Origin of the sequence: Bradyrhizobium betae (assembly GCF_008932115.1) — a bacterium.
Classification (GTDB): Bacteria; Pseudomonadota; Alphaproteobacteria; order Rhizobiales; family Xanthobacteraceae; genus Bradyrhizobium; species Bradyrhizobium betae.
This window is the reverse complement of sequence record NZ_CP044543.1, coordinates 5392218-5410185: the sequence shown is the minus strand read 5'-3', so window position 1 is coordinate 5410185 and position 17968 is coordinate 5392218. Positions and strand designations below refer to the sequence as shown.

At 61.6% G+C, this 17968-nt stretch carries 19 protein-coding genes; 3 read left to right on the top strand and 16 right to left on the bottom strand.

The window, feature by feature from the left end:
• Nucleotides 1–19: 19 nt before the first annotated feature.
• The 3 genes from F8237_RS26010 to F8237_RS26000 are packed head-to-tail and all read right to left on the bottom strand — an operon-like array spanning nucleotide 20 to nucleotide 2411.
• The gene (locus tag F8237_RS26010) at nucleotides 20–787 is read right to left on the bottom strand and encodes an ABC transporter permease (RefSeq protein WP_151649092.1); all 768 of its coding nucleotides are present in this window, start codon (nucleotides 785–787) and stop codon (nucleotides 20–22) included.
• Complete coding sequence (locus F8237_RS26005) at nucleotides 784–1569, bottom strand: ABC transporter permease (protein ID WP_151649091.1); 786 nt, start codon at nucleotides 1567–1569, stop codon at nucleotides 784–786. The genes F8237_RS26010 and F8237_RS26005 overlap by 4 nt, the downstream gene beginning before the upstream one ends.
• A complete protein-coding gene (locus tag F8237_RS26000; RefSeq protein WP_151649090.1) occupies nucleotides 1566–2411 on the bottom strand; it encodes an ABC transporter ATP-binding protein in 846 nt (281 codons plus the stop codon). Before F8237_RS26000 ends, F8237_RS26005 begins: the two co-directional genes overlap by 4 nt.
• Here F8237_RS26000 and F8237_RS36475 point away from each other — a divergent pair.
• Nucleotides 2338–2577, top strand: coding sequence for a hypothetical protein (locus F8237_RS36475; protein ID WP_167527451.1), 240 nt, complete (start codon nucleotides 2338–2340; stop codon nucleotides 2575–2577). The genes F8237_RS26000 and F8237_RS36475 overlap by 74 nt on opposite strands.
• Here F8237_RS36475 and ilvD read toward each other — a convergent pair.
• On the bottom strand, nucleotides 2537–4231 hold the full coding sequence (gene ilvD, locus F8237_RS25995) for a dihydroxy-acid dehydratase (RefSeq protein ID WP_151649089.1): 1695 nt from the start codon (nucleotides 4229–4231) through the stop codon (nucleotides 2537–2539). The two genes, F8237_RS36475 and ilvD, sit on opposite strands and share 41 nt — an antisense overlap.
• A gap of 79 nt (nucleotides 4232–4310) precedes the next feature.
• Nucleotides 4311–5294, bottom strand: coding sequence for an ABC transporter substrate-binding protein (locus tag F8237_RS25990; protein WP_151649088.1), 984 nt, complete (start codon nucleotides 5292–5294; stop codon nucleotides 4311–4313).
• 167 nt (nucleotides 5295–5461) lie between these two features.
• On the opposite strand from F8237_RS25990, the gene F8237_RS25985 reads away from it, so the two are divergent.
• Nucleotides 5462–6370 carry an NAD(P)-dependent oxidoreductase gene (locus F8237_RS25985; protein ID WP_162006407.1) on the top strand — a complete coding sequence of 303 codons (909 nt, stop codon included), beginning with the start codon at nucleotides 5462–5464 and terminating at the stop codon, nucleotides 6368–6370.
• A 25-nt stretch (nucleotides 6371–6395) separates the two neighbouring features.
• Here F8237_RS25985 and F8237_RS25980 read toward each other — a convergent pair whose 3' ends face one another.
• The 11 genes from F8237_RS25980 to F8237_RS25930 all read right to left on the bottom strand — a co-directional run bounded on the left by F8237_RS25980 (nucleotide 6396) and on the right by F8237_RS25930 (nucleotide 17354).
• Entirely contained in the window at nucleotides 6396–6959 is a 564-nt protein-coding gene (locus tag F8237_RS25980; protein WP_151649087.1) for a flavin reductase family protein, read from the bottom strand.
• 9 nt (nucleotides 6960–6968) lie between these two features.
• The gene (locus F8237_RS25975; protein WP_244625973.1) at nucleotides 6969–8174 is read right to left on the bottom strand and encodes an acyl-CoA dehydrogenase family protein; all 1206 of its coding nucleotides are present in this window, start codon (nucleotides 8172–8174) and stop codon (nucleotides 6969–6971) included.
• Nucleotides 8175–8364: 190 nt separating this feature from the next.
• Nucleotides 8365–9633, bottom strand: coding sequence for a CaiB/BaiF CoA transferase family protein (locus tag F8237_RS25970; RefSeq protein WP_162006218.1), 1269 nt, complete (start codon nucleotides 9631–9633; stop codon nucleotides 8365–8367).
• A gap of 175 nt (nucleotides 9634–9808) precedes the next feature.
• Nucleotides 9809–11365, bottom strand: coding sequence for an ISL3 family transposase (locus F8237_RS25965; protein ID WP_151649084.1), 1557 nt, complete (start codon nucleotides 11363–11365; stop codon nucleotides 9809–9811).
• Nucleotides 11366–11508: 143 nt separating this feature from the next.
• A complete protein-coding gene (locus tag F8237_RS25960) occupies nucleotides 11509–11775 on the bottom strand; it encodes a hypothetical protein (protein ID WP_151649083.1) in 267 nt (88 codons plus the stop codon).
• Nucleotides 11776–12176: 401 nt separating this feature from the next.
• The gene (locus F8237_RS25955) at nucleotides 12177–12365 is read right to left on the bottom strand and encodes a hypothetical protein (protein ID WP_151649082.1); all 189 of its coding nucleotides are present in this window, start codon (nucleotides 12363–12365) and stop codon (nucleotides 12177–12179) included.
• A 105-nt stretch (nucleotides 12366–12470) separates the two neighbouring features.
• Entirely contained in the window at nucleotides 12471–12926 is a 456-nt protein-coding gene (locus F8237_RS25950; protein ID WP_151649081.1) for a hypothetical protein, read from the bottom strand.
• Between the two features lie 334 nt (nucleotides 12927–13260).
• The gene (locus F8237_RS25945; RefSeq protein WP_151649080.1) at nucleotides 13261–14457 is read right to left on the bottom strand and encodes a hypothetical protein; all 1197 of its coding nucleotides are present in this window, start codon (nucleotides 14455–14457) and stop codon (nucleotides 13261–13263) included.
• A gap of 11 nt (nucleotides 14458–14468) precedes the next feature.
• Nucleotides 14469–15242 carry a tail fiber domain-containing protein gene (locus tag F8237_RS25940; protein WP_244625972.1) on the bottom strand — a complete coding sequence of 258 codons (774 nt, stop codon included), beginning with the start codon at nucleotides 15240–15242 and terminating at the stop codon, nucleotides 14469–14471.
• Nucleotides 15243–15986: 744 nt separating this feature from the next.
• Entirely contained in the window at nucleotides 15987–16340 is a 354-nt protein-coding gene (locus F8237_RS25935; RefSeq protein WP_244625971.1) for a hypothetical protein, read from the bottom strand.
• A 93-nt stretch (nucleotides 16341–16433) separates the two neighbouring features.
• Nucleotides 16434–17354 (bottom strand): hypothetical protein, encoded by a 921-nt coding sequence (locus F8237_RS25930; RefSeq protein ID WP_151649077.1) that lies wholly within the window; start codon nucleotides 17352–17354, stop codon nucleotides 16434–16436.
• A 116-nt stretch (nucleotides 17355–17470) separates the two neighbouring features.
• Between F8237_RS25930 and F8237_RS25925 the strand changes: the two genes are divergently transcribed.
• Complete coding sequence (locus tag F8237_RS25925; protein WP_151649076.1) at nucleotides 17471–17947, top strand: hypothetical protein; 477 nt, start codon at nucleotides 17471–17473, stop codon at nucleotides 17945–17947.
• The last annotated feature ends 21 nt before the right edge of the window (nucleotides 17948–17968 follow it).

Genomic DNA, 17968 nt, shown 5'->3' with positions numbered 1-17968 from the left:
TGGTTTCTTGTCAGTCAAATCACGCCTCGGGGAAGCCCCGCAAGAGGTACGATCGCAGGACGCCCAACAGGCCGTTGAGGATCAGCCCCAAGAGCGAGATCGTGATCAGCGGCACGAACATGTCGACAGCCTGAAAGGTCCGGGCCGCCGTCACGAGCGCATGGCCAAGACCGTCCGTCGATGTGATCATCTCGGCCAGAAACACCACGATGCAGGAAATGACAAGGCCGATCCGGCAGCCGGTCAGGATCGACGGCATCGCCGCCGGCAGCACCACCTTGAACAGAATTTCGTAGCGCGGCGTTCCTGCCGCCATAGCCGACCAGATCAGCTTCTGCTCGACGGTAGATGCCCCGTAATAGGTGGACAGCAAGATGGGAAAGAGAGCGTCCGCCGCCACCAAGGTGATCTTTGATCCATGGCCAAAGCCCAACAGCAGTAGCAGCGCCGGATAGAGCGCGACCTTGGGTAACGGCGCCAATACGCGCACGATCGGCCGAACCACGGCATTTATGGCGGGATTGGCGGCGGCCGCAATTCCGAGGCCGACGCCCAGCACGACCGCAATCGCGAACCCGGCAAACAGCCGGATCAGGGTCGCCGCGATCTCCTGCTGAAACGTCCAGGTCACGAGCTGTTGGAGCAGCCGGCTGAAGACAAATCCCGGCGGCGGCAACAAGACCGCTGGCGCAAAGCCAAATGACACGAGACCTTGCCACACTGCGATCACCAGCACGATTGGCGCGACTCCGAGAAGGACACTCGATGGGAGAACGCGTGGTTTCATGAGAAGCTCAGCGGCATGTCGAACTGAGGCTCCGACCAACGCACAAGCCTTGCGCGGACCCGCTCGAAGATCGCATCAAGGCAGATTCCCATGGCCCCCACGATGATGATCATGGCGAAGACAGTGTCGTATTGACCCATGTCGAGCGCGTTGAACAGGATGTTGCCTGCGCCGGACTGGCGGGCGATCATCTCGCTGGTGATCATCGTGATCAGCGCCAGCACGAGCCCCGTGCGGCACCCTGTCAGGATCTCCGGCAGTGCAGCAGGCAGCACGATCCGGACGAGACGTTGCAGAGGTGAGAGCCCCATCGCCGCGCCCGACCACAGCATTTTTTCTTCGACGGCCTTGGCGCCCTCAAAGCTGTGATAGATCACGGGCAGGCTGACGCCGAGAAAGATCACCAGCGTCTTCGTGATGTCACCTACGCCGAGCCATAGCATGATGATCGGCATCAAGGCTGCTTTCGGCACTGGGTAGATCACCATCAGAAGCGGGTTGAAAAACGCTGCGACGGCGCGGCTTCGGCCCATCAACAGGCCCAGCGGAATGGAAACCAGCAGGGCTACGCCGAACCCCATCGCCATGCGCCGGAGCGAGGCCAGGATATTGATCAGCGACTCCTTGTCGCCGAGAATATCCGGGATCGCACGGATCGCCTCGATCGCCGTCGGAAAGCTGTCGTTCTTCAGCGCAAGCGACGCGACCTGCCACACGGCCAATAGCCCGATGCAGGCGAACACCGGGGCAGCACGCCTGGCCAAGGTCGCCGGCGATGTCATGACGGCGCCCCGGTCTCGTCGACCTCGTCGAACATCTGCTCGATATCGACGACGTATTTCTGATAGCGTGGATCGAGCAACAGCTCGTTGCGGCGACGCGGCCGCGGCAGATCGATGTCGATGACCTGCCGAATGCGGCCGGGAGATTTTGACATCATCACGACCTTGTCGGACAGGAATACTGCTTCGTCGACGGAGTGGGTGACGAACAACACCGTCTTGCGATCACGCTCCCAGATGTTCAAGAGATCGTTCTGGAGGCGTGTCCGGGTATGCGCGTCGAGCGCGCCGAACGGCTCGTCCATCAACAGGACTTCGGGATGGTAAGCGAGCGTCCGGGCGAGCGCTACGCGCTGCTTCATTCCGCCTGACAGCTCCTTGGGATAGAAATTCTCGTAACCTTTGAGACCAACCATTTCGATCAGAGCTCGGCTCTGCGCTTCCGCCTCGGTGGCACGAACACCTTGCTGGCGCGGACCATACATCACGTTCCCCAATACGGTCTTCCACGGAAACAGTGCGAACTCCTGAAACACCGGCCCGCGATCCGGACCCGGACCCGTGATCGCCTGTCCCTTCATCTTCGCCGCACCGCTTGTCGGGCTAACGAAGCCGCCGACGATGTAAAGCAGCGTCGACTTGCCGCAGCCGGATGGCCCGAGGATGGAGACGAAGGCTCCCTCTTCGATCGCCAACGAGATGTCCGATAGCGCCAGATGATCCTTGCGCGCCGAGGTCTGAAAAACCTGCGAGACGCGGTCGATCTCGATGATCTTGGAAGCCGGCATTTGTGACGTCACCGGTTTCACCCATTCGCTCGATCTCGAAGGCATTACCTTCATCCCGCCTCTCACTTCACTCGCGCGCAACGATCGCATTGTTAGCCTGCTGAATGTCCTCCTTCAGCGGCTTGAGCTTAGCAAGAAACCTGCCAGACGAGCGGTCGATTTCGCAGGGGTGCGGCGCGTCATTCGAACCATGGCCATTCTGCCGGGCCTTCGTGTGTGACGGCTCCGCCGGGCGCCTGGCCAACAAGCCGCGCATATTTCGCGAGTGCCCCTGCGCGGTGACGCGGCGGCCGCGGCTTCCAATCGCGCCGCCGCGCCAAGAGTTCCTGCTCGTCGACCAGCATATCCATCCGCCGGTTTGCGGCATCGATCCGGATGCTGTCGCCGTCGTGGACAAGCGCCAACGGACCGCCAACAAACGCTTCGGGAGACACGTAGCCGATACACATGCCGCGGGTCGCGCCCGAGAACCGGCCATCGGTGATCAGCGCCACTTTTTCGCCCATGCCCTGCCCGTAGATCAGCGCGGTGACGCCGAGCATCTCGCGCATACCGGGGCCTCCGACGGGACCTTCATTGCGGATGACGAGGACCTCGCCCGCCTTATAATTGCGGTCACGAACCGCTTTGACACACGCCTCCTCATCTTCGAAGACTCGCGCAACACCTTCGAAGAACTGGCTCTTCAAACCTGCGACCTTGATTACGGCGCCATCCGGACAAAGGTTTCCCTTCAGGACGGCTACGCCGCCATCAAGCATGATCGGCGCACGGGAGGCGTAAACGATCTCGCCATCAGGCGCGTTGGCCGTCCCATATTCTTCGGCAAGCGTGCGGCCTGTGATGGTGATGCAACTGCCATCGATATGACCACTCTGGATCAACTCGCGGATCACCACGGCAGCGCCGCCGATATCGTAGACGTCCTTCGCCGTATACTTGCCCCCAGGTCGCAGATTCCCAATCAGCGGCGTTCTGGAAAAGACTTCGCCGACATCATCGATCGTGAACGCAATGCCAGCCTCGTTCGCGATCGCAGGCAGATGCAGCGCAGCGTTGGTCGAACCGCCCGTCGCAGCCACGATGGCCGCGCCATTCTCCAGGGATTTCCGCGTCACGATGTCGCGAGGCAGAGGGCCGCCGCGCTCCAGCATCTCCATCACCAGCCTCCCGGCGCGGCGCGAAATCTGCGCGCGCTCGGCGTAGACACCGGGCACCATCGAGACATTGGGAATGGTGAGGCCCATCGCCTCCGACACCATCCCCATTGTATTCGCGGTGAATTGCCCGGCGCATGCGCCGATGGTCGGCAGGCAGGCGCGCTCGATCCGCTCGAGCGTAGCGCTGTCGATCTCGCCGGTCATGAAGCTGCCGACGGCCTCATAGGAATCGAGCACCGTCAGGGTCCGACCGTCCACGCGCCCCGGCAGCGAGCTGCCGCCATAGATGAAAATGGACGGTACGTTGCAACGAACCATGCCCATCATCACACCGGGCAGCGTCTTGTCGCATCCGCCGTACCCGATCAGCGCATCATAAGCCAGTCCATGGACGACGGCCTCGATCGAGTCGGCGATCAGCTCGCGCGAAAACAGGGAAAACTTCATCCCCTCGTGATTCATGCTGATGCCGTCGGAAACCGACACGGTCGAAAACTCGCGCGGCGTGCCGCCCGCCTCCTCGATTCCTGTCTTGGCCGCGGCCACCTGGAAGTCGTGGGTCATATTGCAGGGCGTCTGCTCGCCCTTCATGCTGACGACCCCCACCATCGGCTTGGCGATTGCTGCGTCGTCAAGACCCATTGCGCGCATGAAAGCGCGGTGCGGAGCCCGATCGAGGCCGTCTGTCGTTATCCGTGATCGCAACTTCTTCATACGTGCATCTTCTGCATGCGACGTCCCGGATTACCCGGGACGCCGCGATCTCCCTGCTCGAATAATTGCGTCCGCGTGCCTACTCCAGCGGCGCGACGATCGTCGGATGCCTGAACTGCGCGGCGTCCAGCTTCGGCAGCATTCCCGTCTCTGCGTAGATATCCAGCATCTTCTGGATCGCGGGAAAGTTCGGCGCCGCACCCGGATCCCGGCCAAAATCATTGTCCTTGAGCAGGTAAGTCTCGAGAACCGGAATGGGCGCCTTCAGAACTTCATTGACGACTTTCAGGGTCTCTTCGCGGTTTGCCAGCGCCTTCTTCATGCCTGACGTGATGTCGCGGACATAAGCCTTCACCAGATCCGGATTCTTGTCGACGAAGTCGGCACGGCAGGCTTCGAGGATGTGCACGATGTTCGGCATCGCCTGCGACAGCGAGAAGAGCTTGCGGGTACCGCCCTTGGCCTCCGCACGCGCGGCAAACGGCTGGTTCATGTTGACCGCATCGACGCGGCCCTGACGCAGCGCATCTTCGGAGACAGCAAAGCCGACTTCAACCAGCTTGATATCCTTGGCCGGGTCGACGCCATTCTGCTTCAGGAGCAGGTTGAACGGACCTTGCGTGCCGCCGCCGATCACGGAGATGCCGACGGTCTTGCCCTTGAGATCGGCAATCGTCTTGATCGGCGAGTCATCCATCACAGCCCAGTAGACCGAAAAACCGCCGGGCTTCTCGAAGACGTGCTGAGCCACGATGTAGGCCTTGAGATTGCCGCCAACCACGCCGTTGGCGAGCGAGAGCGGCGCCTGCGTCGCGCAATCGAGCGCACCGGCGGCCAAAGCCTGCGTCATCGGCGCCGTGCCCTGAAACTGGGTCCATTCGATGTTGTAGGCCTTGCCGATATTGGAAAATTCAGCCGGGCGGCGCATCATCCAGTACTTGGACTCCTCAGCCGGGATGGTCCAGCCGACGCGGATCGTCTGCTGCGCCCATGAAGGGCCTGCGCCCGCACTTACGGCCGCTGCCGCCCCCAAAGCCAGGATCCACTTCGAAACGGTTCGCATCGTGCCCACTCCGCTGCTCCGGCGCCAACCCGGCGCCACCCAACCCGGCCGGCTCAAATTGTTTCATGGTTCAAACAATCAGGCAAGCCATGCGAGCGAGCGGTTTCGCCGTCCGGTCTGCAATGTATGGTAAAGCGGCGTCGCGCTGCGACAGAAGGAGGCAACCTATGGCTGATGCGAGCAACGCAAACCCGCAAGGCGTCGAGAGGCTCGGCTATCTCGGACTCGGGCTGATGGGCGCACCCATGACCCGGCGCCTGCTCAAGGCCGGCTATCAAGTCAGCGTCTGGAATCGCTCGGAGGGCAAGCTGGCCCCGCTCGTCGCGGAGGGCGCCAGGCGCGCCATCGCGCCACGCGACGTGCTGGCCAACTCGGACATTGTGTTCATGTGCGTGACGGACGCGGCCGCCGTGGAGGAAGTGATTTTCGGGGCCCAAGGTCTTGCAGCGGCTCCTGGCGCAGGCAAGCTCGTGGTCGACTTCTCATCGATCCACCCTGACGCCGCGCGCGATCTTGCAACCCGGCTGAAAGCTGCGAACGGCGCCGGCCTGATCGATGCGCCGGTGTCCGGCGGCACCAAGGGCGCCGAAGACGGCACGCTTGCGATCATGGCAGGCGGAGATGCCGGCGACATCCAGAGGGTGCGGCCGTATGTGCTAGCCATGGCGCGCAGGTTCACCCACATGGGTCCGACAGGCGCAGGCCAGACCACAAAGCTCTGCAACCAGGTGATCGTCGGATGCGCGATGGCTGTCCTGGCGGAAGCAACACGCCTTGCCGTGAACGCGGGAATTGACGCCAGCCGATTGCCCGAAGCACTCGCGGGCGGCTTCGCCGATTCCATTCCGCTTCAGCTGTTTGTGCCCCGCATGGCCCAAGGCATTCACTCGCCGCCACTCGGTCACATCGCCACCATGCTCAAGGACCTCGATACGGTCGCCGATGTTGCGCAGACGACGTCGACACCCGTGCCGATGGCATCGCTGGCCGGGCAGATCTTCAGGCTGGCCAAGGCTGCACGGGGAGCCGATGCGGACGCGCTGGAGATCTACAAGCTTTCAGCAGCGGAGCGTTGAGCCGTCTGGGGTATACTGCAGCGCGCTACGGTGACTTCCCGCGTTGGTCGTCGGCCAGGAACCGGCCATACGTTCCGCGCGCAAACAGCAGCGGCTCCCCGGAGTTGTAGGCATAGGCCTCGACCGCGCCGAGAAAGATCACGTGATCGCCGCCGTAATAGCGATTGATGGACCGGCATTGAAAATTGGCGACGCTCTCGGCGAGCACCGGAGCGTTTCCAAGCCCCGGCGTCCAATCAACCCCGGCGAACTTGTCCTCGGTCGATTTGGCAAACTTGTTCGCGAGCGCCTGCTGCGAATTGCCGAGCACATGGACGGTGAAGTGACTGGCGTTCTGAAACACAGCCAGGCTCGATGAATAGATTCCGAGGCTCCAGAGCACCAGAGGCGGATTCAAGGAGACCGATGCAAACGAATTGCAGGTGATGCCATAGGGCTTTCCATCCGCGGCCGTGGCGGTGATGATCGTTACGCCCGTTCCGTAAGTTCCAAGCGCGTTGCGAAAATCCCGGGGATCGATCGGTGAACTGTCTCGCGCGAGTTCGTTGGCTGGGTCGGGAACGGCCGGCTGCTTCGGCAGATCATTCATCGGCCGGCCTCACAGCGTGAGATTCTCGGACGGCAGGCCCAGAGCCACCCGTCCGTAATTGGTTCCGGCCGCATCGAAGTTGAACGCAAGGTGCGAGTTGATCGCGTGCGCATCACGGAACTGCCGCTGCAACACGCCCGTCGTGAACAGGCCACGCGCCCCGCTCGCGGCAAACAGCATCGAGACCGCATCCGTGCACAGATTGACGGAGAAAGCTCCATCCCGCCGATACCTGGTCTTGGTCGCCATGTCGGGAATACGACCTCGCCTTGCATCTTCCATGGCGTTGATGCAGGCCGAACGCATGATCAGGCGCGCGGCGTCGATCTTGGCTGAAGCTTCGGCGATCTTGATCTGAGTGCTTTGAAAGTCGCTCAGTTTGGCGCGGTTGTAGGTCGAAATGCGATGACGCGCGACCTCCGCATAATCGTCGAGGCATGCTTGCGCGTTCCCGAGTGCAACGCCCGACAGGACGTAGGGAAACAGCGAAAATACGGGCAGAGTATACGACGGATTGGGATTGACCCTGCTGCCAGGCGTCGGACCGCCGGCAAGCTCGCCGACGGCGACGGTCATATGGTCTGGTACAAAGGCTTCCCTGACCTCGACGTCGCAGGAACCGGTGCCGCGCAGTCCCGTAACGTTCCAGGTATCGAGCACTTTGTAGTCGCCTTTCGGCAGCAGGAAGATTCGATACTCGATGCCGTCCGCCTCGTCGTCGGAATAGACGACACTTGCGAGCATGTTCCATTCGCATGACGCAACGCCCGAGGAGAACGGCCAGCTGCCATGCAACCGGTATCCACCCTCCATCCTCGTCGCGCGTCCGGCAGGAAAAATGAACGAAGAAGCAATCAGCGCGTCCGGATCGCGGCCCCAGACCAGATCCTGCGCCCTCTGCTCGAACATGCCGAGCATCCAATGATGGCTCGCCAGATTGGCGAGATTCCAGGCCACCGACGCGTCCGCCCGCCCGAGCAGCTCAGCGCAGTCGACGAGGGCGACATAGTCGAGTTCGGCGCCACCGATACGTGCCGGCTGGAGCATCCGGAACAGGCCAGCATCGTGGAGATCCCTCTCGGTTTCCGGCGGAAGATGCCGCAACTCCTCCGTCCGCACCGCCCGCTCTCGCAGCCGCGGTGCGAGCGCCCTGGCCTTGGCGATCATTGCCGCATAGGCCCGCCCACCGGCTTCCGCCCCGGTGTGTTGACCCATGCTCGGCTCCTGACCAGGCACCATCCGTGTCCCTCGCGTTCACACATTTATGCGGCGGGACCTTCGCCAAATCAAGCTGGGCAGCGTCAACAGGGCGCGGTCGCCATGCAAGGAAACAAGATTGTAGACGCCGTCGTCTCCAAACAGCGATCCGCAAGCCTCGCGACACCTAACTCCAGACTGCTTGGCCTTAAGCTGGTATCGATGGCTTGCCCGATCCAAACGCGCCTTTTTGGGTGAACTCGGAGATCCGACGCGCGTCGTAGCCGAGCGTATCACGCAGAACATCTTCGGTATGCTCGCCTAACAAGGGGGCGGCAACGGGATCAATCGCGCCGGTCAGGCTCATATTGATCGGCGGCTCGATATTGGGGACCCACTCTGCTGTACGATGCGGAATTCGGCTCAAGCGATGGCGCTCGCGGGCCTCGGGCGCATTGAAGCCCTCCTCAACCGTCCGGAGATAGCCGACCGGAATATTGGCCAGCTTCATCTTCGCCATCCAGTTCTCGAGGGTATCGCTGGCGAAGACCTCCGCGATGGCTGCCCGCAGGAGCTCCTTGTGCTCGGAGCGTGCTTTGCGCGTTGCAAACTGCGGATCGTTGATCAGATGGGGCCGGTTCAGCACCTCGACCACAAGCCGACGAAAAAGCCGGTCGTTCGCGCAGGCTATGTAAAGCGGCCCGTCGGAGGCCTCATAGACGCCGACGGCGGGAGACCCGCTCGGCGAATTGCCAAACCGGCCAGGGTTCTCGCCGTTGATCAGATAGGCCATGCCGTAGAAGCCGGTCATCCCCATGGCGATGTCGAACAGGGCAACCTCGACATGCTGACCGCGGCCAAGCCGATCCCGCGCCAATAGCGCCAGCAGGATGGCATTACAGGCAGACATCCCTGTCGCCATGTCGACGATGGGGGGGCCGGTACGAACAGCCGGGCCGTCGGCAAACCCGTTGAGCGACATGAAGCCGCTTTCGGCCTGCGTAATCGGATCAAAACCGGGACGCGAAGCAAACGGTCCGGAGCGCCCGTAGGCGGAGATCGAGCAATAGACCAGCCGCGGATTGTGCGGCGCGACAGCCTCATAGTCGAGACCGAATTTCTTCATGACCCCGCTGGAGAAATTCTCCACGACCACGTCGGCCTTGCGGATCAGATCCAGCGCGATCTCGCGGGCCTCCGGCACAGTCAGGTCGAGCGCAATGCCGCGCTTGTTGCGGTTGAGGCTCAGATAAGCGGCGCTTTCGCCGCCGATTTCGGCGTGCTCATAGGCGCGCGTGTCGTCGCCACCGTCCGGATTCTCGATCTTGATGACGCGCGCGCCAAAATCGGCAAGCGTCTGAGTGCAGGCCGGTCCGGCCACGACGCGCGTGAAATCGACGACCAGCAGACCATCGAGCGCGGTAGGTGCGCCCGTCGCGCGCGACGAACGTTCCGGCAATTGAGGCTTGGTGGGCATCGGTAGCGCTCCCTTACATCGGCTTATGGCCGCCGAATTTCCTGCAGGAGCAAACTTAAAGCCCGGCGCCGCCGACTTCGCAAGTGCTTCAGCCACATCGCTTCAAACGCAAAAAGGGCCCGGCTGTCAATCGGCCTGCAAATTTGGCTCTGACGCATTTTTGGTGCAGCTCCGCTTATTCTGCGCCGATTAATCTGGCTTGAAGCAGATCGAGTTTCCCCCGGCCGTACATTTGGCGTCTGACGAGCTTGAGGCGGGTGATCTGCCCCTCGGTCTGTCCGTTGGACCAAGGCGAGGTGATCGCTGCTCGAACCGCCGCTTCATCACTCGTTACGCCGCGGGCGAACGATGCGACAAGACTGGCACGGGCGCGCTCGATCCATGTGGTGAGATCCGCCTCGGCCTTGCGCCGGATCATCAGGTGGAATTCAGCGATGATCTCGCGGGCCTCAACCAGGCTTGGTGCACCAGCCTCGATCGCCGCGACCGTGACTGTCTCGGCTTTCGTTAGCAAATCCCGCCCGATTGTCATGAGGCGCGCGATTGTTCTAGCCGACGGGATCCGCTGAAGGTTTTGGGCATCGGCCTTTTCGGCCCGTCGTCTGCGGGTCGCCCACTCGCTGATGACGCGGAGCGAGCTTCGGAAGCCACGTGCCGTCAAGCGTCGCCAAAGTTCAGCACCATTTCGACAGCCGGACGCCCACTGATCGTCGAGCCATGGCAGATGCGGATCCAGCGAACTTTGCCGGGTCCGGAAGACATCGGTGCGCTCGCCGCGGATCACCTGCCGTACCAGCTTCCTGCTGTGGCCGGTCTGGCGCACGATCTGCTTGATCGGCGTTCCGCCTTTGGACAGGGCCAAGATCGTCGCGTTGGTCTCTTCGCGGCGAAGATATCCTTCATACTGCAGGCGCTCGGCCGCGCTGAGCAGTTTGGGATTGATGGTTGTCGCCCCGATTGCGCTGTGGATCTGGCGCATCGATTTGCGGATCGCATCGAGGAAGGCCCGACTGGCATTCTCCATCAAATGCCAACGATCAGCGACCTGTACCGCATGCGGGAGGGCTCTTGCCGCAGCTTCGCCATATCCTCCGCCGCGATCGCGAGCGACTATAGCGATCGTGGGATGAGCGGCGAGCCAGGCTTGGGCTGTCGCAGGTTCACGATCTGGCAACAGGGTGACGATCCGGCGCCTTTCCAGGTTGCAGATGATGCTGGCGTATCGGTGATTGCGCCGCCAGGCCCAATCATCAATGCCGATAACCTTAAGAGGGTCAGCCGGGGGACGGTGACGGCGTCGGACCACGCGCAGGAGAGTATCCTTACTCACCGGCAGCATCAGCCGCCTTGCGAAGTCTGCTGCCGGTCGACCGCCAAGCGCCAAGCCGAGGTGATGAACGATAGACTCCAGCCTCGCCGTGCGTCGCGCCGATGGTGCCAGTACCCCTTCGGCGAAGCGCTCCGTGAAGATTTGGCGCCCGCACAGAACGGCGTCGCAGCGGAAGCGTCGGGCAATTACTACGAGCTGGACGGTCCGCCCCGAGAGCGGCAGATCCGTCACGCGTCTTCGATAGCGGCTATGGACACGCCGGGATACCGCTCCGCACGATGGACATAGGCCGACGCTTCCCGACGCTCGGACCACAACAATGGCCCTATCACCCTCGTAATACGCACTCTCTACAACAAACCCACGCGGCACCAGACTGGAGCGGTGGAGTGCTTGCTGCATGGCGCTGATTCTCCCCCAATCAAAGCGCCAGACATCCCCCAAACTGCATCAAAAGTGAGTCAGAGCCAATTTTGCAGGCCGATTGACAAACAACGGCGCATCGCGGAATCGGGCCTGCGCAAGCGCCGTGAGCAACGGATGGGTCATCGCTTCGCGTTGCGCAGCGCCTCATGGAGGCTGCCCATGCGCCAGCGCAGATCCACCAACTGGACGCGCTTTCGCAAGCTGTGAGGGCTCGAATCGATGTCGCCGCCCAATTCGGCATCGAACCTCTCCAGTGCCGCCACGCGCTTCTTCAAACCGTAGAGCGCGAAGTTCTCCGCGATCCGCTCCGGCGACATCGGTTCGCCATAGAGATTGCCGGTGATGGAGGCGGCCCGTTCAATGAAATTTCTTTCGTCTTCGCTCATGGTGAGGTTGCCCTGTCGTAGATTCACTTTGATGGCCGATAGATGCGGCCATTATCGAGGGAGGTCCCTATGACTGGAAGAATATTGGTGGCGCGACGCGCCACTCCGGCCTCGTCGTCGCACTTCCCGTGGCGCCACCATCGGTCGACGAGATCGGCCACTCTTGCCACGGCTGGGGGAGAGTCTCCATTGGCGGGGCAAACGGATTTGGATAGAGATACAGTTCGTTCCTGTCTCGGGTAGTCGGCGACATTGCTGGAGGGAGCTCGATTGGATCGGACGGCCCTGCCCCCTCGATTTGGGTCCGGAGTTGTTTGGCATGCCCACGGAGATGTCTGAGCACGTCTCCAAGGATATTGGCTGGATCGTTGACACGTCCTTGCAAGAGCGAACGATCCAATTTAGCCGTCAAGATCATCGGCTCGAGCCCGCCAATCCTTCTGGACCCCATCCAAATAATAGGACTGGTCGCCCTCCAGTAGATCGGCCAGTTGCCTGCGAACGATATCGTAGACGCGCGTGCGATCAGCCTCCGCGATCTCGATCTCGGGATTGAGAGGAGGCAAGTACTGCCGCTCGATGGTGGCCATGATGAGTTCCTCTGGAAACATGCCTATCCGGTCCTGCGATCAACGAATGATCGCAAGAGGATTCGGCTAACGGACAAAAAGCTGACAGCGCGCCGGAACGCGGAACTATCTCAAGTCCGAAAACTGGAGATAGAGAAGCCCCAAATGAATGCTCTGGACGACTTCGTTTTGCTTGAGAGCGGGCCCTTCATAGATGCGCAGGTAAAGCATGGGCTGGGTAAGCTCGATTGCAGCACGACGCTCCCCGCCTGCAAAATAGCAACAACCGGCACCGCGGCTGCGACCACCATCGGCATAAACGATCACCTGATGACGACTCGAACGCTGTAAGGTAAACGTTATCGTCAGATCTGCCTTGGGCAGGCTTATACTACAATACTTCTCATACCAGCATTCTCTCGTCGTCCCCGCTTCGTTGGGCAACCCGGTTGCATCGGCGGCGACATCGTCACCCCTCGCGCTGTCGAAAGCGTAGGAAACGGTATAATCACCCGCACATGCAGCAACCGACGGGAGAAGGCCTGTCACGACCAGCACCGCGGACAGAACAGATCTCAGCATGGACATCCTATCTTGCATGCACAACGTCGAATTCATAGCCAAATGAAGTACATCTGTCCTTCCGACGAAGGTCTGACATTACACACCACGTTCCGTCGACCGGCCGTCTTCGCGCGGTGAAGCGCGACCGCGTCCTTGAGATTGCCAGGGCTGGAAAGTCGGGCGCTCAACGTGCGCAGACCGTGAGGAAATGAGCCCGAAGGTGACGATAAAGCCCCCCGTCACAAGCGGGAATTGATGAAACATCGAGAACGATGCTTGCTAACCACTGGTATCCCGAGAAATTCAATGCGCCCTGCCTTCAGCCACAGATTGCACCATGTGCGAGCCGAACTCAACGCCTGCCCGTCTTCCGTGCTTGATAAAGCGCCACCGCGTCTTTGAGATCGCCGGAGTTCGAAAGCCGAGCATTGAGCGAACGCATATCCGATTGCTCACGTTCGGATCGAGTTGCGGCCATACCCGGTCGCATCACCGGCGGGACTGATTTTGCGACGGCGGCGTCCCTCGCCTTCATCATCAAGCGATACTTGCCGGCGTCGTACATCATCCGCTGGAACGTCGCATTGCGCATCAGCGGCTCGCTATCGAACAGGCGCCGCAATTCGTCCGGTTCGATACCGCTGGCCTTGGCCGACGACATGATTTCCTGCGCGACGGCCTGCCTGACGTCTCTCGTCTCTTCCTTGAGCAGCGTCTCCAGCCGGGCATCCTCTGCCTTTGCATAGGTCTGAAAGTCGCGCCGCGAGGCTTCCGCCGTCCGCTGCGCCTCATCGTTCTGCCGGGCGCGCAGCTGCTCGCTACCCGTGACGATCGCCTGGATACGTGCCAGCTTTGCGGGATCCTGCTGCGCTATTTGCGCGAGGGCTTCCGGAAGCCGCTCCGGCGGGAGCCCGGCCAATTCGGGAAACTGACTGACAAAGCTCACTTGCGCAATCTGCATGGCGGCATCAAGTCCGTCGGCATAGCTCCGCCGCGCGCGTTCGACCTCGCCTATCTTTTCCTCGAGCGCGAGGCGGACCTGCGGATGCATCATGAGCCGCTCAAGATCGGGATCGAGCTCGGTAGATCGCTTCGCTTGATCCGTGGTCGTATTCGTCGGGGCTTCGATGTCCTCGTCACGCCCGACGCTGGCTTCGGGCTGCTCAAACCCGTAGAACTCCGGCGCATCGGGATCGCTGGCGGCCACTTCGGCGCGCAGCGCATCGATCCTTGCAGCAAGCGCCTCCGAAGACTCGCTCTCGGCGATCTGCCTGTCACCGGCCGTTGCGCTTGCATAGTCCCGCGCCGCGCGCGCGAGGGTTACAGCCTCGTTTGCGGCGGCGGGCTTACCTTCCGAATTTGTATACTGCCTGACGACGATTTCAGGCTGCGAGCGGGATCGCCGGTCGGCGGCATCGCGTAGCGAGGTGCTATCGCTGCCGATCGACTGGTCTTCGCGTTCCCTGTCCGTATCGGGCATTTCCGTGTAACCTGCATTAGCCAGGTCGAAAGCGGCCCCGGTCGGCGCCCCGTCGGTCTGAACCGTCATATCCAGTCTCCCTATTTGGGCTTGAAGGCGTTGATCAGACCGCTGATTCCGCCTGCAATCGTTGCAAACTGATCCACCCCGGATTTCTCCTGCGTTCCCGTCGTCGTGCTGTTGCCCTGCGTCCCAAGCTGGGCGATCGGCACGCCGATCTGCGCGAGCAGGCTCAACGCCTGCACGGGAATGCCCCTGCGTTGCACCTCCTCGGCCAAGGTGGCGTTGGCTCCGTAATTCCGTGCATCGAGCGCCGACTGCGCGGCGGTGACGCCCTGGCCGCGATTGGCAAGATCGCTCTGCTGCATCTGGGTCAGCGTGTTGGCCGTGGTGTTGCCGGCGTTATAAAGCGCATTTGTCGCGGCAAGCTGGTTCGCCACGTCCTGATTGTATTGCGCGGCAATCACCGGCGCCTCAGCCGCCGCGACGCCTCTTCCGTAAGCCATCAGGTTGGCGCCGCTGAGGTCGCGGCCCGCGGCGGCGAACTGCGAGTTGACATCGTTGCCGACATCCGACCGAATCTGCGCAAGCTGCGCGGTGAGGGCCGGATTGTTGCCGATCATGCTGCCGTTCGCATAGGGCGTCATCCAATTGCGATAGGCTGCGAGGTTGTCCTGCACATTGGCGGCCTGCGCGGTGGCGCCGCCGCCGCTCAGCAGCGATTGCGCATAACTCGCGATCTGCCCCGCATAGGGATTGCCCGCCGCAGCGTTGTTCTTCAGCGTGTCGAGCGCCGAGCCCTCCGCCGACGTCAGGCCGGTGTTGTTGAGCCCGGCGCCGATCTGACTCAACATCGTTTGCAGCGCCGGCTGCGCAGCAGCCCATGGCGCCGTCTGTGATTGCTTGGTTTCTGTGGAGGTGGATTGTCCGCCCATGGACGAGGTTCCTTTTGAACTTGAGTCTGTACTGTGCCGAGACGTGCCCGCGAGCATGAGCGAGGGGGAGGCCCGCGATGCAACGATGTGAAACTGTCAGTCATGGATCGTAGATCACGCGATAGGTCAGGCCCGATCGCTTCGCGATCCCATCGACCTTTTCCTGACTGTCGGGGTAGTGCTGGTAGACAACCTTGGCCTTGATGACAGTGACGTAATAGCGAGGATTCCAGGTCCACAGGACGCGGGATACTCATCGGTTGATCGATAGAGGTTCATGAGTGTCCGTCTGATGAATCTGCTCTCCGGCGGCCGCGCGAGGTAAGGGGCGAAGTCCGTCTCTTGTGCCGCTGCAGGGCGACCTCCCGTGCCGATCAACAAGCCGAGCAGCGCAAGCCCACCAAACCATTGGGAGCGCCAGGCGCCGCCTCCATGTGCCAAGCGGTATCGCGATCCATCAACTGTCGTGAACCGCGCGATGCCTCCCTCACTCGGATGGCGCTCGAACCACGACATTTTTGGCCCCGACGCCTGCGAACGAACAGCTCCGTCTCATCTAGAACAAATCAAGAACAAACGCAACCCCGGGTGGCACGTGGAGTGCAGAAAATCCTTCCGTGCAGGCGGCGGCGTCAGCAGCATTCCCGGACGCACGTCCCTCCGCTAGTGCAAGCGCTTGTCGATGATCGCAAAGGTCTCGTTGTATCCATCGAGAACGCGGCCCCAGCCTTTCCGTCCAAAGATGCGCACGCACCGGCAGCCCTCCGCCGCGGCGTACTCTTCGATTCCGCGTATCAGAGATTGCCAGCGCGTCATGCCGACGCCGGCGCATGCCGTGATGACACAGACCTTGCCCGCTTCCGTCTGCTGGAGGCTGGTCGATGCGACGGCCTCGATCGCCGTGCCGTTCCAGGCAACCCAGAGCAGCGAGACGCCGTCGAGAATGTCGCGTTCAACCGTCGCAAATGCTGACAGTCCCGTCTTGACGATGGCCCGCTTGAGCAAACGACCAACCAACGGCCAGATCTCGCGTATATGGGCGGGATCGACGCAAACGAGCTGGGTGTCACCAGCGCGCCCATCCCCCAGAAACGGCCCTTACGCGACATTTCAGAACGGAAAGAAAATTGGCGGCTGTACCGGCCAAAGCCTCATAGGTTCATTGGTCAGGAGTCCAGGCGTGCGATCGTCCATGCCATGTGGAGCATCCGGCAAGGGAGCGGACGTCGCCGGCCCGCTCGACGAGGGGCTCTGCGGCTGCGCAACGAGCCCTTCCGAAAAGGCTGGCGCGCCGAAGATTGGATCTGCACGATCGGGAAAGGCAGGTCCCGGCGGACGCGGTGCCAACGGCTGCGCCCTCATCTTCCGGTCCGCCCATGACCTCACGTCTCCAATCGTCATCCTGTCGAGAAACGGATTGGCCGTGACTGCGTCGTCCCCGAGAATCGATCTGGCCGACGAGGCCGGGTCAGCAGCAAGTATCTTGAGCGCGCCAGACGGACCCGCAAAATGCGTCAGGTAGACGTTACCTGGCGTGGCCTCGTGCCCAGCCCGAACGAGCCTCTTCGCATTCTCGCCGGCATAGGCTTCCACCATTTCTGCCGAGAGCCTTGGATCCTTGCGCAGCGCCGCGAGCTCGTCCGGCGTTCCGGTCAAATCCGGCCGGTACTTGGCTAGCATTTCGAGCCATGTCCCACGCAAGAATTGCCCGGCTCCCAGGGCGCTTGAATGATCGTTCGTGGCAGTTGCCCTGCCGCTACTCTCCGCTCTCACGATCTGGTTGGTCAGCGGCCCCGTCGCCCTCATCGCGCTCGGCCGATAGGCGGCTTGTTGCTGCTGAAGCGCGCGCATTCTGCCCATCAGGCCAAGCGCAGCGCCGCCAAAGGCTTCAGGATCATACACGCCTGACTCGGCGGCAATCCGATTGGCTCCATTCGCCACTTGTCCCGTCGCGGTCAAAAGCCTGCCGAGTGCACCGCCGGCGCCCGAGTATGTCTCAGGGACAAATGCACTACCATCGCGGAAGCCCATATTCATCTCCATGTCGGATCTGAAGAAATTCGCGCCCTGCCCACAAGTTGCAGGCGCCGTTGCAATGTCGGACGATCCATCTATAGCTAGGGGATCACCACTTTCGGATGTGACAGATGAGACTGCTACCCACAGCGCTCGCCCTGACTATGAGCTGCACGGCCGCCCTGGCCGTCGATTTCCGCTGGACGCTCGGCTATGGCCAGGGGACCTTGGAGGCCAACATCGAGAACGGCGCCGGCTCCACTTTCAGCATCTATTGTCCGGCCGGCAGCGAAAACAAGACACCCGGCATGTTCATCACGGTCGCGCGGATCAAGCCGCAGGTCAAAGAGACCGTAACGGCGCAGATCATCGTCGACGGCAAGAACCACCCCTTCCTTCTCGATGGAAGCCAGTTCAAAGCCGAAGGACGCCAGAACCAATGGGACTTCAGAGAGCTCGTCAATGCCTTGGCCGCGAGCAAGCAGAAGTCCTTTGTCGTGGAATTTCCCAAGTACCAGACCCAGGAGACGTTTTCACTTCTCGACGTCCGAAAGACACTGGGGACAGCGAAGAAGACCATCATCCGGCAATGCGACGACGGGACGTGATCCTCGATGGTATGACTAAGT

Bases quoted from the DNA above. Each gene is read 5' to 3' on its own strand.
- F8237_RS26010 (WP_151649092.1), bottom strand. From the start codon at position 787: ATGAAACCACGCGTTCTCCCATCGAGTGTCCTTCTCGGAGTCGCGCCA.
- F8237_RS26005 (WP_151649091.1), bottom strand. From the start codon at position 1,569: ATGACATCGCCGGCGACCTTGGCCAGGCGTGCTGCCCCGGTGTTCGCC.
- F8237_RS36475 (WP_167527451.1), top strand. From the start codon at position 2,338: ATGATCTTGGAAGCCGGCATTTGTGACGTCACCGGTTTCACCCATTCG.
- F8237_RS26000 (WP_151649090.1), bottom strand. From the start codon at position 2,411: ATGAAGGTAATGCCTTCGAGATCGAGCGAATGGGTGAAACCGGTGACG.
- ilvD (WP_151649089.1), bottom strand. From the start codon at position 4,231: ATGAAGAAGTTGCGATCACGGATAACGACAGACGGCCTCGATCGGGCT.
- F8237_RS25990 (WP_151649088.1), bottom strand. From the start codon at position 5,294: ATGCGAACCGTTTCGAAGTGGATCCTGGCTTTGGGGGCGGCAGCGGCC.
- F8237_RS25985 (WP_162006407.1), top strand. From the start codon at position 5,462: ATGGCTGATGCGAGCAACGCAAACCCGCAAGGCGTCGAGAGGCTCGGC.
- F8237_RS25980 (WP_151649087.1), bottom strand. From the start codon at position 6,959: ATGAATGATCTGCCGAAGCAGCCGGCCGTTCCCGACCCAGCCAACGAA.
- F8237_RS25975 (WP_244625973.1), bottom strand. From the start codon at position 8,174: ATGGGTCAACACACCGGGGCGGAAGCCGGTGGGCGGGCCTATGCGGCA.
- F8237_RS25970 (WP_162006218.1), bottom strand. From the start codon at position 9,633: ATGCCCACCAAGCCTCAATTGCCGGAACGTTCGTCGCGCGCGACGGGC.
- F8237_RS25965 (WP_151649084.1), bottom strand. From the start codon at position 11,365: ATGCAGCAAGCACTCCACCGCTCCAGTCTGGTGCCGCGTGGGTTTGTT.
- F8237_RS25960 (WP_151649083.1), bottom strand. From the start codon at position 11,775: ATGAGCGAAGACGAAAGAAATTTCATTGAACGGGCCGCCTCCATCACC.
- F8237_RS25955 (WP_151649082.1), bottom strand. From the start codon at position 12,365: ATGGCCACCATCGAGCGGCAGTACTTGCCTCCTCTCAATCCCGAGATC.
- F8237_RS25950 (WP_151649081.1), bottom strand. From the start codon at position 12,926: ATGCTGAGATCTGTTCTGTCCGCGGTGCTGGTCGTGACAGGCCTTCTC.
- F8237_RS25945 (WP_151649080.1), bottom strand. From the start codon at position 14,457: ATGACGGTTCAGACCGACGGGGCGCCGACCGGGGCCGCTTTCGACCTG.
- F8237_RS25940 (WP_244625972.1), bottom strand. From the start codon at position 15,242: ATGTTGAGTCAGATCGGCGCCGGGCTCAACAACACCGGCCTGACGTCG.
- F8237_RS25930 (WP_151649077.1), bottom strand. From the start codon at position 17,354: ATGGGCTTCCGCGATGGTAGTGCATTTGTCCCTGAGACATACTCGGGC.
- F8237_RS25925 (WP_151649076.1), top strand. From the start codon at position 17,471: ATGAGACTGCTACCCACAGCGCTCGCCCTGACTATGAGCTGCACGGCC.